The 12262-nt window shown below is 33.0% G+C and carries 15 protein-coding genes; 13 read left to right on the forward strand and 2 right to left on the reverse strand.

Annotated elements, in window-relative coordinates; genetic code table 11:
* Nucleotides 1–125 precede the first annotated feature (125 nt).
* The 10 genes from LUA86_RS12180 to dnaN all read left to right on the forward strand — a co-directional run bounded on the left by LUA86_RS12180 (nt 126) and on the right by dnaN (nt 8968).
* Nucleotides 126–761, forward strand: a complete 636-nt coding sequence (locus LUA86_RS12180; protein ID WP_231462867.1) for a hypothetical protein — start codon at nt 126–128, stop codon at nt 759–761.
* A gap of 5 nt (nt 762–766) precedes the next feature.
* Nucleotides 767–1420, forward strand: coding sequence for a hypothetical protein (locus tag LUA86_RS12185; RefSeq protein WP_231462870.1), 654 nt, complete (start codon nt 767–769; stop codon nt 1418–1420).
* A complete protein-coding gene (locus LUA86_RS12190) occupies nt 1399–2178 on the forward strand; it encodes a sensor histidine kinase (protein WP_231462900.1) in 780 nt (259 codons plus the stop codon). The genes LUA86_RS12185 and LUA86_RS12190 overlap by 22 nt, the downstream gene beginning before the upstream one ends.
* A 2-nt stretch (nt 2179–2180) precedes the next feature.
* Entirely contained in the window at nt 2181–2813 is a 633-nt protein-coding gene (locus LUA86_RS12195; protein WP_231462903.1) for a response regulator transcription factor, read from the forward strand.
* Nucleotides 2814–3039: 226 nt separating this feature from the next.
* Nucleotides 3040–3960, forward strand: a complete 921-nt coding sequence (locus LUA86_RS12200; protein ID WP_231462906.1) for a glycerophosphodiester phosphodiesterase family protein — start codon at nt 3040–3042, stop codon at nt 3958–3960.
* 55 nt (nt 3961–4015) lie between these two features.
* Nucleotides 4016–4723, forward strand: coding sequence for an ATP-binding cassette domain-containing protein (locus LUA86_RS12205; RefSeq protein WP_231462935.1), 708 nt, complete (start codon nt 4016–4018; stop codon nt 4721–4723).
* Nucleotides 4724–4726: 3 nt separating this feature from the next.
* Nucleotides 4727–5266 (forward strand): hypothetical protein, encoded by a 540-nt coding sequence (locus LUA86_RS12210; RefSeq protein WP_231462938.1) that lies wholly within the window; start codon nt 4727–4729, stop codon nt 5264–5266.
* Between the two features lie 136 nt (nt 5267–5402).
* Nucleotides 5403–6128 (forward strand): gliding motility-associated ABC transporter permease subunit GldF, encoded by a 726-nt coding sequence (gldF, locus tag LUA86_RS12215; protein WP_231462965.1) that lies wholly within the window; start codon nt 5403–5405, stop codon nt 6126–6128.
* Nucleotides 6128–7810, forward strand: a complete 1683-nt coding sequence (gene gldG / locus LUA86_RS12220; protein ID WP_231462968.1) for a gliding motility-associated ABC transporter substrate-binding protein GldG — start codon at nt 6128–6130, stop codon at nt 7808–7810. Before gldF ends, gldG begins: the two co-directional genes overlap by 1 nt.
* Nucleotides 7811–7843: 33 nt before the next feature.
* Nucleotides 7844–8968 carry a DNA polymerase III subunit beta gene (dnaN, locus tag LUA86_RS12225; protein ID WP_231462981.1) on the forward strand — a complete coding sequence of 375 codons (1125 nt, stop codon included), beginning with the start codon at nt 7844–7846 and terminating at the stop codon, nt 8966–8968.
* 25 nt (nt 8969–8993) lie between these two features.
* On the opposite strand, the gene LUA86_RS19250 is transcribed toward dnaN, so the two are convergent.
* Nucleotides 8994–9122, reverse strand: a complete 129-nt coding sequence (locus LUA86_RS19250) for a hypothetical protein (protein ID WP_255713461.1) — start codon at nt 9120–9122, stop codon at nt 8994–8996.
* Here LUA86_RS19250 and LUA86_RS12230 point away from each other — a divergent pair.
* From LUA86_RS12230 to LUA86_RS12240, 3 genes are all read left to right on the forward strand, one after another.
* A complete protein-coding gene (locus tag LUA86_RS12230) occupies nt 9121–9732 on the forward strand; it encodes a DUF4397 domain-containing protein (RefSeq protein ID WP_231463010.1) in 612 nt (203 codons plus the stop codon). The two genes, LUA86_RS19250 and LUA86_RS12230, sit on opposite strands and share 2 nt — an antisense overlap.
* A 65-nt stretch (nt 9733–9797) precedes the next feature.
* Complete coding sequence (locus LUA86_RS12235) at nt 9798–10484, forward strand: DUF4397 domain-containing protein (RefSeq protein ID WP_231463026.1); 687 nt, start codon at nt 9798–9800, stop codon at nt 10482–10484.
* Nucleotides 10485–10557: 73 nt separating this feature from the next.
* Nucleotides 10558–11241, forward strand: coding sequence for a DedA family protein (locus tag LUA86_RS12240; protein WP_231463029.1), 684 nt, complete (start codon nt 10558–10560; stop codon nt 11239–11241).
* A gap of 60 nt (nt 11242–11301) precedes the next feature.
* Here the strand turns inward: LUA86_RS12240 and LUA86_RS12245 are convergent, their stop codons facing one another.
* A complete protein-coding gene (locus LUA86_RS12245; RefSeq protein WP_231463034.1) occupies nt 11302–12258 on the reverse strand; it encodes a zinc dependent phospholipase C family protein in 957 nt (318 codons plus the stop codon).
* Nucleotides 12259–12262: the final 4 nt, after the last annotated feature.

Here is a 12262-nt window from a genome sequence, read left to right on the forward strand (position 1 = left end):
GAAAAGTAACAAATCGATTATTGGTGAAAACAACTAAAAAAATATGGGGAAAACCCCATGTTTTATGCTTTAAAGATTTACCACATTTGAGAATAAAAGTTAACTTTAATAAAAACCAAAAAACTATGGAATCGAACCCAACATTCAGTTACATTATTGCTTTTGTTTTAGGAGCAATTGCATTTTATTTAATTCAAAAATTTTTTAGAGGCTCAGTTAAGGATACACCTACGGGAAAACCCAACACCATGCCCCAAAAAGCTATTCAACTGATGGTTGATAACTACCGTAATATTCAGCTGGAATTGATTAATAAAACGCTCGGTATAAATGATGCACACTCTGTTTGGTTTGATTTAAAAACCTTGAAAAAATTTATTCAGGATATCGAAAATGAAAGTAAAAGAGTAAAACAAGACATTAGCGATGATAGCCTGGGCTTACGTTTTTATTACGCAGCTTACCCAAAAGCAGATAATTGGGACATTTTTGGAAAGAATAATAACATACCAAAAGAATCTGCCGAAAAACATACATTGATAATGATACCAACATTAAAAATGAAAAGTGTTGATGGGTATTTAGACTTTGACTTTAATCCGCTGGATGAAAGAACTTACTCACCCGATAGAGCAACGCAAGGCCAAAGCATGCGTATGATGAAAATTAGTGATGACGGCGAAACGCAAGCGATGCAGGTAATGGCCCAAAACCACGGACAAACAATTCCACCGGCTGTTACCGTTGTAGAAAATTATTAGTAAAAATGGAATTAAGTAATTTCCAGAAATTTTTGAGCGATAGCTTTCTTTGGGTAGAAGGCTTAGCTGCAATTATCGCTTTGCTTAATTATGCATCATTAAAAAATCAATATTGGCGATTTTTTATCTATTATTTAGTAATCATCTTTTTAAGTGAAATTATTGGCAAATGGGGTGGTTTATATTTCAGCTTCTCAAAGGCAAAATATTATAACTACCTCATTATTCCTTTTCAATTTATATTTTTTTATTGGCTTTATGCCATCAAATGTTTTAATAGTAAAGTTCTATTTTATTCATGCTCTACAATTTACTTCTCTTCGTTTTTAGTAAGCGAATTGTTTTTTAGAGAGAGCAAAATCTATTTCTCCTTCAACTACACTTTAGGTTGCTTATTGCTAATGTTTTTAGTGCTTAAAGAATATTATAATCAGGTTAATTCTATAAACATCCTCAATTTTCATAAAAATAAAATGTTTTACATAAACTTAGGTGTAACACTTTTTTACATCGGTACTTTGCCGTTTTTTACATTTTATTCTTTGCTAAAAGATTATTCAACCATTTGGGATATTTATTACAATTACTTCTTAATTTCAGGTGTAGTTATGTATTTATTATTTTCAATTTCATTTATATGGGGAAAACAGAGCTATTAATTACGGTTATTTTATTTAACCTGTTTTTTGTGAGTTTTACTGTTGCCATTATGGTTTACATCAGGAAATATAAATCGAGAAAAAAGGAGTACTTAAATGAAATAAAAATCAATAATGAAATACATCAAAAAGAACTTTTATCAACTCAATTAGAAATACAGCAAGATACCATGCAACAAATCGGTAGAGAACTGCATGATAACATTGGGCAAAAATTAACTTTGGTAAGCTTGTATGCGCAGCAACTCGTTTACGAAAAAAAAGTGCCACAGGCGAGTGATAAAATTGAACAGATATATCAAATTGTAAATTCCTCTTTACAGGATTTACGAAGCCTATCGAAAAATTTAACAAATGATAATGTTAGTAGAAATGAAATTGTAACTTTAATACAAGATGAAGTAAATCATTTAAATGCATTGAAAAAGTGTGAGGTTTTGTTCAATTACAATTGTGATTATTTTGATTTAGACTTTGTTCGTAAAAATGTTTTACTGAGGATTACGCAAGAATTTCTTCAAAATAGTTTAAAGCATGCCAATTGTGATGAGATTAAAATTGATTTACAATCTGATAATGAAGCCTTTTTAAGGTTAAAAATTCAGGATAATGGTGTTGGATTTGATTATGAGAAAAATTATGCAGAAGGAATAGGACTTAAAAACATGAAGAAAAGAGCCGAAATTATTGGTGGCAAATTCAGCTTTGAAAGTAAACCTAATCATGGTACAGCACTTACTGTGATTTTAAATAACTAATCATGAAAAAAACCATTGTTATTGTAGATGATCATGTACTTATAGCCAAGGCATTGCAGGGCATCATCAATAATTTTGAAGATTTTGAAGTTATCTACGTTTGCGAAAACGGTAAAGATTTAATAGATAGGTTTATTAATGGAAGTAAAATTCCGGATATTTTACTTCTTGATATTAGCATGCCCCTAATGGATGGTTTTGAAACTGTAACCTGGGTCAAATTAAATCATCCTGAAATATTAGTGATGGCTTTGAGCATGCAAGGCGAAGAAAAAAGTGTTATTAAAATGGTTACCAATGGCGCAACCGGTTATTTATTAAAAAATGCGCATCCGGCAGAATTAGAAAATGCACTAACAAAATTGGCAGCAAATGGATTTTTCTATCCAGAATGGGCATCAAAAATTATATTTTTTAGTTTAAATAAAGCCAAAGAAGCCGAAATTAAAATATCCGATAGGGAAAAAGAATTTTTAAAATACACGGTTACTGAACTTAATTACAAGGAAATAGCTGATAAAATGTTTTGTAGCCCACGGACTGTAGAAAGCTACCGCGACAATCTTTGCGAAAAGTTAGAGCTAAAAACACGAGTTGGTTTGGCCGTTTTTGCCATTAAAAATGGATATGCGTAGCGGAAGGTTAATTATTTGAATTATTTGAATTGTTGAATCGGTTAATTAGTTAAATTGATTAATTGTTTCAATTGCTGAATTAATTAGTCGTTTAAATTGTAGAATTTGTAGACTGTTGAATTGTTCATGCTCAATGTATCCGTTTAACGATTAACCAATAAACACATTCAACCAAAAATCCTCCATTTTACCTTTACCATCTTCCATTTTTTTCTACTTTTGAATCATGAAATTTCACTTATTATTTTTCTTCTCTGTTTTATTGGCTTTTTTATCCTGCAAACAAGAAGAAAAAGTTCATCATTACATTAAATTTGATACCACAAACCAACTTTACCGGTTCTTAAAATGGTCGCCTGATAATCGTTATCCATTAATCAGTGCGCATCGCGGTGGTCCGATGCCCGGCTATCCAGAAAATTGCATAGAAACTTTTGAAAATGCCACCACCTACAATCCAATGGTTATCGAATTCGATATCGCTTATAGTAAAGATTCTGTTTTGGTAATTATGCATGATGATAAACTGGACAGAACATCAACAGGAAAAGGGCTGATTGGAGATTATACTTACGATGAACTTAAAACTTTTAATTTAAAGGATAATGAAGGAAACGAAACTAAATTTAAGATACCGACTTTAGATAGCGTGTTAAGCTGGAGTAAGGGGAAAGTGTTACTAACGATAGATTTAAAACGAGGTGTTTCTTACGCTAAAGTAATTGAAAAGGTTAAGCAGTACAAAGTAGAGAGCAACTCAATCATTATTACATACAATGCAAATCAGGCTCAGGAAGTTCATAAACTGGCGCCGGATTTAATGATTTCGGCATCAGTGCAGAAAAAATCTGAATTAAAAAGACTTAATGATTTAGGTATACCAAATAATAGAATTGTAGCATTTTTAGGTGTTAGCGCTCCTGAAAAGGAACTATACAATTACCTGCATAATAAGGGTATTACTACAATTTTAGGTACCATGGGTAACATTGATAAAAGCTCTGTTGCAAATCCTGCGAAGAATATTTATTATCATCTGGTAAGTAATGGGGCCGATATTTTATCATCAGATAATATTGTGCAAGCTGCAGAACAACTTGATAAGTTTCGATACAATAAAAAGATAAGTTCGGCAAATATTAACTAACAATATCGTCATTGCTTTGTGCATTGCAATGGCAACCGATTTATAAAGAAACACAATGAGCATTTCAGTAAAAGGCCTTTCTAAACATTACGGCAATCAAAAAGCAGTAGATTCTATAAGCTTTGAAGCAAAGCCTGGCCGTATTTTGGGCTTTTTGGGTCCGAATGGTGCGGGTAAATCTACTACAATGCGCATGCTAACCGGCTACCTAGAAGCTACATCTGGCGAAGCAAAAATTTCTGGTAAAAATATTAGTCTGGAGGCTGTTGATGCAAAAAAGCATATTGGCTATTTACCTGAAAATACCCCGCTTTATACCGAAATGTACGTAAAGGAATTTTTGAGTTTTGTTGCGCAAATCTACAAGCTTGCAGATATTTCTAAGCGTGTAGCAGATGTGATTGAAATGGTTGGTTTAACACCAGAACAGCACAAAAAAATTGGAATGCTATCTAAAGGTTACAGACAAAGGGTTGGTTTGGCTCAGGCGATTATTCACAATCCGGAAGTTTTAATTTTGGATGAACCTACATCAGGTTTAGATCCAAATCAATTGGTTGATATAAGAGCCTTGATTAAAACGTTGGGTAAAGATAAAACTGTCATTATTTCTACACACATCATGCAGGAGGTTGAAGCTATTTGCGACGATATCATCATCATTAATAAAGGCAAAATTGTAGCCAATGATACGTTGGAAGGTTTGAAAATGGCAAATAATCACAATTCATTAGAGGATATTTTTAGAAAACTTACGGCTTAATTCATGTTTAAATTTCGGTTACTACTATTTGCCATACTATCATTTTATGCTACAATATTAAAAGCTCAAAATACAACTAATTTAAGCATTGGTGCAGAAATCGGGCTTCCATCCGGAAATTTCTCAGGTATTTCGGCAATAGGAACAGGTGGCTCCATAAAATTTGATTTACCGATTTCAAATCAACTTGCTATAAGTTTAAACGGCGGTTTTATGAATTTTTTTGGCAGAAGAAACCAAGTTCTGATGGTTAAAGATTTAACTTACATCCCATTAAAAGCTGGTTTAAAATATTACCTAAGCGAAGGTTTTTACGCAGAAGCGCAATTAGGCGCAGGAATCCCAATAAATGAAACACAAAAAACACTAGCGATTTGGTCGCCAGGAATTGGAAATATATTTAAACTGAGAAATAAGGGATTGTTGGATGTTGGTTTAAGATACGAAGGCTGGACGGGAAAAAATGATAATATTCAACTATTAAATTCTTCAAATACAAAAGGTTTTGCAGGCTTAAAAGTAGCTTATGCTTTTGAACTTTAGATATTTCCTTTATACACAGATGCTTTATATCATTTTAAAAATAATGTATTTCAAAGTCTTTTAACCACTTAGTTTAACAGTAAGACATCTATAAATTACTTTATTATTTTGTTAACTTCGGCATTTAAATTTAGTTATGTACGCAGTTTTTAAACGCGAATTAAATAGTTTTTTAAGTTCGATGGTTGCTTTCATAACCATAGGCGTTTTTTTATTGGTTTCTGGACTTTTGCTGTGGTTTTTTCCTGATACATCAATTCTCGATTACGGCTACGCAGAAATGGGTGGTTTCTTTAGTTTAGTTCCATATCTTTTTATGTTTTTAATTCCGGCGATAACCATGCGCTCATTTGCCGAAGAAAAAAAGGAAGGTACCTACGAATTGTTAATTACCAAGCCAATTACGCTTTGGCAAATCATCTTTGCTAAATATTTATCATGTTTGGTTTTGGTTTTATTTGCTTTAATACCTACAACAATTTATTATTTTTCAATATCAAAACTTGGTTTACCTGAAGGAAATATAGATTCAGGGGCAGTTATAGGCTCCTACATTGGGCTCTTTTTATTAGGCACCGCATTCACTTCGGTTGGAATTTTTGCTTCATCGCTCACCAAAAACCAGATTATTGCCTTTGCTGTTTCAGCGGCACTTTGTGCTTTTGCTTTCTTGGGCTTTGATTACACAAGTCAACTTTTTGCCTTAAAAAGTTTCGAAACTATTATATCATCTTTAGGGATTAACGAACATTACCAATCGATAAGTAGAGGCGTTTTAGATACCAGAGATTTAATATATTTTATTAGTTTTTCATCAATATTTCTATTATTTACAATGTTGGCTGCGGGAGGAAAGAAATAATGAAAAACAATAAAAACTGGTTAAATATAATTGTCGTTTTCTTAATTCTTATTTCACTAAATCTTACTGGAAGATATTTTTTTCATCGCTTTGATTTTACAGCTGATAAGCGTTTTACCTTAACCGATAAAACTAAAAATGCATTAGCAAAAAGCCAAAAACCTATAACTATAACAGTTTTTTTAAATGGAGAATTGCCTGCAGCTTTTAAGCGTTTGCAAACATCTGTAAAAGATTTGCTTAACGATTATAAGGCATATTCTAACGCAGATCTAAAAGTTGTTTTTGTTGATCCATTAGCTGGATTAAGCGTTGCAGACCAAGATACGGTTATCAATAATTTATACATGCACGGTATTGAAGCCACAAATTTAAGTGTTAAAACAGAAAGTGGCTTAACGCAAAAGTTGGTTTACCCTATGGCAATGATTGAGAGCGACGGGAAAGAATTACCGGTTAAACTTTTTCAAAATCTTGATGCCAGCGGAAATTATGAAGACAATATTAACCGTTCGATAGAAAACCTGGAATATGCATTTACTTCGGGCATTAAAAAAGTAGTTAACGGCAATAATCCTCGAATAGGCTTCACTGAAGCCAATGGAGAACCAAGCGATTTAGAACTTTATGATGCAATCCATACACTTTCTAATAGTTATGAAGTTGGAAGAGTAAATTTAAACACCATCGATAAAGCAGGGTTGGATAAGTTGAAAATGCTAGTTATCATAAAACCTCAGCAAGCATATACCGAAACTGAAAAGTATAAAATAAATTATTTTGTAATGAATGGGGGCAGGGTGCTTTGGAGCATCGATCAGGTATCTGCCGAATTGGATAGTTTGCAGGGGAAAGGCTCGCAAATGGTTTTTAATAAAAATCTTAATCTTGATGACATGCTTTTTATGTATGGGGCAAGAATCAATTATAATATCATAGCGGATAAAAATTCTGCTGAAATTCCGGTTTCGACAGGTGTTGTGGGTGGCCAGCCGCAAATACAACTTGTGCCTTGGCTTTATTATCCAATTTTGTTACCAGATACCGCCGCCAGTTTAGTTAAAAATTTAGATGGTATTAAAGCCGAGTTTCCGAGCACCGTTGATACGATTGGCGCTAAAGGTGTAAAGAAAACCTATATATTAACCACATCATCGTTTAATAAGGTTTTTAACGCACCAAAGTTGTTTTCTTTGCGAATGGTTGCCGAACAGCCAGATCCTAAGTCGTTTCAAAATCCGCTACAAAGTGCGGGCGTTTTGTTAGAAGGGGAATTTCCTTCAGTATTTGCCGGCAGACCTTTGCCAGCTCAAATAGCAAGTGCATTTACGAATACAAATGTGGGCAAAAGCGCTAAAATGATTGTAATAGGGGATGGTGATATTTTTAAAAATCAGGTTGTAGCTAAAGATAATTCTCCATTACCATTAGGTTTTGACAGATACACTCAACGTACTTATGGTAACAAAGCTTTGCTCTTAAATATTGCCGATTATTTTACTGATGATGATAACCTAATAGATCTAAGAAACAAGGAAGTTAAAATTCGGTTATTGGATAAAGCCAAAATCAAGCTCGAAAAAACTAAATGGCAGATTATTAATGTTGTTTTTCCATTATTAGTGTTAATATTCTTTGCAATTTTTCAACATTATTACCGCAAGTACAAGTACGCTAAATAATTTTTATATTTTTGAAGAAGACTAAAAGATATCATGAGATTTATAGTATCCACATCAACTTTATTAAAACACCTGCAAACTGTTAATGGTGCATCTAGCAGCAGCACAGTTTTACCTATATTAGAAAATTTTCTTTTTGAAATTAAAGATGGCAATTTAACAATCTCTGCTACCGATTTGCAAACCAGCATGACTACTGCTCTGGCTGTAGAATCGAAAGAAGAAGGAAAAGTTGCTGTTCCATCTAAAATTTTGTTAGATACGCTTAAAACTTTACCAGATCAGCCAATTGCTTTTAACATTGATGATACAACATTTGCTATAGAAATTAGCGCAGGCGATGGAAAATATAAACTTAGCGGTGAGAACGGTGATGATTTCCCTAAAATCCCTGTAGTTGAAAATGCATCATCTGTTAACTTGCCTGCCTCTGTTTTAACCGAAGCAATAACAAAAACAATTTTTGCGGTTAGTAACGATGAATTAAGACCGGCAATGACAGGTGTGTTTTGCCAGTTATCACCTCAGCACATTACATTTGTAGCAACTGATGCGCACAAGCTTGTACGTTATCGTCGTATGGATAGTAAAGCTGATAAAGCGACATCATTTATTCTACCTAAAAAAGCCCTTACATTATTAAAAGCTGCATTACCAACCAATGATATTAATGTATCAGTTGACTATAATGCAACAAGTGCTTTCTTTAAATTTGAGAATATAAATTTAGTGTGTCGTTTAATAGACGAGCGCTATCCTGATTATGAGGCAGTTATCCCTCAAAATAATCCTAATAAATTGGTTATTGATAGAAGTTTGTTTTTAAATACGCTTCGTCGTGTGGTAATCTTTGCAAATAAAACCACGCACCAGGTTAGGTTAAAAATAAACGGAAGCGAATTAAATATTTCATCAGAAGATTTAGATTTTGCTAACGAAGCACACGAACGTTTAAGTTGCCAATATGATGGTGAAGACCTGGAAATTGGTTTTAATGCTCGTTTCTTAATTGAAATGCTAAATAATTTAAGTGGAGATGAAGTTACTTTAGAACTATCTACCCCGAATAGGGCAGGATTATTAATTCCTCAAACAAATGATGAAAACGAAGATGTATTGATGCTTGTAATGCCAGTAATGTTAAACAACAGTTACTAATTACTAACATTTTAGTTAAACATATTTATAATGGCTTGGTTTTTGAACCAAGCCATTTTTGTTTAAACCAAATAAACCATCTCATGAAAAGCTCTAATCCTTCATCTTTCAAAACACATATTTTTTTGTTGATATGTTGTTCGATATTTTTCATGTATTGTAAAAAACACGATCCAAACGTTGTAGCGAAAGGTGAGGCAAAAATTAAAGTAATTAATGCTGTACAAGGTGAGGTTAAACAAAATGTTTTTGTTGACAATTCAAAAATGACTATTGCCCCACTGGCATTTGGCGAAACCAGTGAATATGTTAAAATCCTCTCTGGTAACAGAAGCGTTAATTTTATGGGTTCTAATAGTTTTAATACAGATACAAACTTGAATTTTACACCTGCTCTTACTTACAGCACATTTTTAATTGCAGATAGAGATGGAAAAAAAGAGATTATCAACTTTGAGGATAATCTGAGCATATCAGACATGTCGATGGCGAAAATCAGAGTGGTTAATTTAACGCCATTTTTTAATACAGGTGTTAATGTTAGCATCCAAACAGGTTCACCTTTTATAAATGCTTTAATGTTTAAAGAGGCCTCTAATTACTATACCATAGAGAATGGCGCAGCGCTAAGGTACAACGTTGTGGGCTCTGGGAATATTAAAACTATTGCGGCCACAGATTTATTGCCAGGAAAAATTTATACGATTTGGCTCAGTGGTTTAACTACTGCAACATTAGAGGCACATTTAATAGTCGATAACTAAGAAATCAAGGCTTTCAAATATTTGCAATACAAAGCCTATCTTTGTAATAATCTTTACAACCACCAATGAAAATTAAATTATCTTCAAATATTAAGTTTGTTTTAGTCTTAGTTATTGCTTCATTTTCAATTGCTTGTGTAAAGAATGATAATAATGATTACGATACCAGAGTTAGGTTTTTAAATGCGATTGACCAGGGTGCACAAGATTTTTATCTTAATGGATTGAAAGTTGCACCAGCTGTTGTTTATGGCTCAAGCAGTAGCTATATAACTGCGGCGGGCGATAAAGAATATAATGTTTATGCAAGAGGCGCTGGTACATCTAGTATAAGCGATTCTATTAAATATTTATTTAGTGTTGGTAAGAATTATACGGTTTACTATACTAAAAAGTCAGCAACCGATTCTGTTTTAACTGTTTTGGAAGATGATCTAGCCCGTGATGCATCTAGTGTTCGATTGTTTTTTATTAATCTGGGTTATAATTTAAGTTCCAACGTTAATATTAGAAATGAATCGTCAAGTGTTGTCAAAATATTAGGTCCTGGAGAAAATTCAGGTTATATAAAGCTCCCTGTTGATGCTGATGCCAATATTTATTTAAATCTTTTGGCTTCGCCTAATGTTACAGATACAATTCTGAATACAAATTTCGTCAAAGGAAATACCTATACAATCATGATTGATGGTGTAAATAAAGGTACCAATGCAGGTAAATTACAAAAACGGGTAATTGTCAGTAGTAATTAAATTTCTACTAATAAATTTAGATTAGTCTTTAAATCAAATTGATATTCCTACTTTTGCCCAAACTCATATACAATTGGAATTACTACAACAACTCTTAGATTTCATTCTTCACATTGATGTTCATTTGGCTCAAATCGTGAATGATTATCAAACCTGGACATACTTAATTTTATTCCTTATAATTTTTGCAGAGACTGGATTAGTTGTGATGCCTTTTTTACCTGGCGATTCTTTGCTATTTGCAATGGGTGCTTTAATTGCTGGAGAGCATGAAACCGGTTTGAATATTTGGCTAATGCTGCTAATTTTAATTGTTGCAGCAATTTTAGGCAATACCGTAAATTTTAAACTGGGCAGTGTATTAGGTGCTGGTGTGTTTAAAGAAGATAATAAGATTCTAAAGCTTAAATATTACGAACAATCTCACGAGTTTTTTGAAAAACACGGAGGAAAGGCTATTATCTTTAGTCGTTTTTTACCGATTTTTAGAACTATTGCACCATTTGTAGCTGGTATTGCTAAAATGCCTTTCGGTCGTTTTACTTATTTTAATATTATTGGTGGTGTTTCATGGATTGTAGCTTTATTGTTAGGCGGTTATGTGTTGGGACAAATTCCAATTATAAAAAATAATTTTGAACTGGTTATTGTTTTCATTGCTGTAGTAACGTTTGTGCCAGCAATATGGGCGGCTGTAAAGAGTAAACTACAACCTAAAAAAATAGAAAAAATAATAGAAGGTGACGATTCAAAATAGAATCTGTTAATCTTTAAAAAACCAAAAGGCAAGAAATTATTTCTTGCCTTTTGGTTTTTATCAAATTTCTCTTCCAATAGGTATTCCCTTTAGATATTTCTTTTCCGTATCTGTATCAGATTTCTTTTCTTCGGGTTTTGGTTCTATTTTGAGTAGATTTTTTAATTCTGGCTGGCCGGCATCAACCCATGCCGAAAACCAAAATGAACCAATTTTTAATATGGCAGAACGCATTTGCTTCTCAACCATATTCTCCATTTTATTGTGATAAGCTTTTGAATAAGCTATCGAATATTGCTTTAAAACGGTGTTATTCCTTTCAGAGAAACTGTATTTCTTATCTGATGGAAAATTTGCAGCAAGCTGAGCCTCAAATTTTAGAACAGTATCAACCAAAGTATTGGTATGTTTAACAATCTTCCAGGTTTCTTTTAAAGGATTTTCTATGTATGTTGCCTTACCAACAATAAAATTATAGTCTGCAGAAAATAATTCTGGTAATCTGCTCTCCCAAAAAGCATGAATGCCAACCTGATTAGTTAACTGACCATTATGATTAGCTGTTGTGTGCAATGGAACATGTGCATCTCCAATATAATGACCCAAATCTGCTGAGTATTTCAATATTTTAATCGAATCTCGATTTTCAAAAGCCTTAATTAAACTATAATAAGTACGCTGAATTTGCCAGGGAACTATTCCATCCTGATTAAGTTTCTTTAAACCATACTTAGCAACAGCAACATTCCATTTTTCAGGGATGCTATCTATGCTTTTTTCGTAGTTTTCAACATCAAGATAGTGTCTGGGAGCCTCTAGTGTATCGGCATATCTCCGTTTATCAGGGTCTACAGCATGCTCGGTAATGTATTTTATATTTTTCTTGTAGAAAGAAAGCATCCCGGAAGGTAAAGTGAATACAGCAAGATTATTTATTCTTTGATGTGCGAAGAAACCCCAGGAAGTACAGAAAATAAATGGGATGATTAACGCAATTAGAATCGTTAATCTTTTCATTTTT

The sequence above is a fragment of the Pedobacter sp. Leaf132 genome (assembly GCF_920984695.1).
Classification (GTDB): Bacteria; Bacteroidota; Bacteroidia; order Sphingobacteriales; family Sphingobacteriaceae; genus Pedobacter.

Bases quoted from the DNA above. Each gene is read 5' to 3' on its own strand.
- LUA86_RS12180 (WP_231462867.1), top strand. From the start codon at position 126: ATGGAATCGAACCCAACATTCAGTTACATTATTGCTTTTGTTTTAGGA.
- LUA86_RS12185 (WP_231462870.1), top strand. From the start codon at position 767: ATGGAATTAAGTAATTTCCAGAAATTTTTGAGCGATAGCTTTCTTTGG.
- LUA86_RS12190 (WP_231462900.1), top strand. From the start codon at position 1,399: ATGGGGAAAACAGAGCTATTAATTACGGTTATTTTATTTAACCTGTTT.
- LUA86_RS12195 (WP_231462903.1), top strand. From the start codon at position 2,181: ATGAAAAAAACCATTGTTATTGTAGATGATCATGTACTTATAGCCAAG.
- LUA86_RS12200 (WP_231462906.1), top strand. From the start codon at position 3,040: ATGAAATTTCACTTATTATTTTTCTTCTCTGTTTTATTGGCTTTTTTA.
- LUA86_RS12205 (WP_231462935.1), top strand. From the start codon at position 4,016: ATGAGCATTTCAGTAAAAGGCCTTTCTAAACATTACGGCAATCAAAAA.
- LUA86_RS12210 (WP_231462938.1), top strand. From the start codon at position 4,727: ATGTTTAAATTTCGGTTACTACTATTTGCCATACTATCATTTTATGCT.
- gldF (WP_231462965.1), top strand. From the start codon at position 5,403: ATGTACGCAGTTTTTAAACGCGAATTAAATAGTTTTTTAAGTTCGATG.
- gldG (WP_231462968.1), top strand. From the start codon at position 6,128: ATGAAAAACAATAAAAACTGGTTAAATATAATTGTCGTTTTCTTAATT.
- dnaN (WP_231462981.1), top strand. From the start codon at position 7,844: ATGAGATTTATAGTATCCACATCAACTTTATTAAAACACCTGCAAACT.
- LUA86_RS12230 (WP_231463010.1), top strand. From the start codon at position 9,121: ATGTATTGTAAAAAACACGATCCAAACGTTGTAGCGAAAGGTGAGGCA.
- LUA86_RS19250 (WP_255713461.1), bottom strand. From the start codon at position 9,122: ATGAAAAATATCGAACAACATATCAACAAAAAAATATGTGTTTTGAAA.
- LUA86_RS12235 (WP_231463026.1), top strand. From the start codon at position 9,798: ATGAAAATTAAATTATCTTCAAATATTAAGTTTGTTTTAGTCTTAGTT.
- LUA86_RS12245 (WP_231463034.1), bottom strand. From the start codon at position 12,258: ATGAAAAGATTAACGATTCTAATTGCGTTAATCATCCCATTTATTTTC.